General features: G+C 67.8%; 1 pseudogene. It reads right to left on the reverse strand.

Annotated features, from left to right (window positions below):
* Window positions 1-1,016, reverse strand: a pseudogene (locus MB818_RS21920) (hypothetical protein); the annotation flags it as partial.

Here is a 1,016-nt window from a genome sequence, read left to right on the forward strand (position 1 = left end):
GGCCGATGCTCGATCTCGACCCGGTCGGTATCGAGCCGCACCAGGGTCAGGAGATGTCCCGGCGTGGTGATCGGCACATCCCGGTCGAGCGGGTCGATCCCGAGGCGCAGGCCCAGCGGATCGAGGCTGGCGCCGGTGATGACGCGGAACACCGGCTGTCCCGGCAGATCGAGGAGCACATGCCGGCCGATCCAGTCGGAGGGCTCAAGGCGCGGCGTCCCGATCAGGGCATCGTCGCCGGCAAGGGCCTCCTGCTGCAGGACAAGCTCCCGTCCCCAGGTGGGGAGCCAGAAGGCCCGGGCCCGGCCGCGCAGGTGATGCAGCCAGCGCCGCCGCGACCAGATGCCTGCTGGGCCCATGTCCTTGAGCGTCAGGACAGAGCCATGTTCGATAAGATCCCGCAGGGGTTCGAACACGACCGGGCCCAATCCGCTGTCGACGCCCTCGAAGCTCTGCGACAGGGTCTCGGCCAAGGGCTGACGCAGGACACTCGGGTCCATCAGCACATCCCGACCGCGGTAGCGCGGACTGCCGAAGAGCGTGCCAAGCAGCGTGTCACGCAGGCTGTCGGTATCCCCCGGCGCAATCACCGGCACGCCATCGGCAGGCGTGTTGTCCAGCATGGCGGTCCAGCTTGTATTGGTGAGCCCGATATTGAAGCCGTAGACCTCCACATCGGCGATCGCCTCCAGCAAAGACACGGCCGCGGTGGCCGAGCCCAGCGGATAGGGTTCGCCATCCGTCAGGAACAGGATGACCCGCCGCTTGGCTCCAGCGCCGGCAAAGAAGCCCTGGGTTTCGCTGAGCGCCATGGCAAAATCCGTCCCACCCCGGAGCACCGGCGGCTGGGTCAGCCAGTCCGACAGCTGCGTGAGATCCTGGCGGTCAGCATCGCGGCGCACCTGCATGTCGGCGACCGTTTCGTGCCAGAGCAGGATGCAGATGTCGTTGCGCAAGGCCGGCGGTACACTGCCGGCAAGTTCATCGACCAGCGCCCGCACCGCTGCCATGGCCGC

The sequence above is a fragment of the Ruegeria alba genome (assembly GCF_022321465.1).
Lineage (GTDB): Bacteria > Pseudomonadota > Alphaproteobacteria > Rhodobacterales > Rhodobacteraceae > Ruegeria_B > Ruegeria_B alba.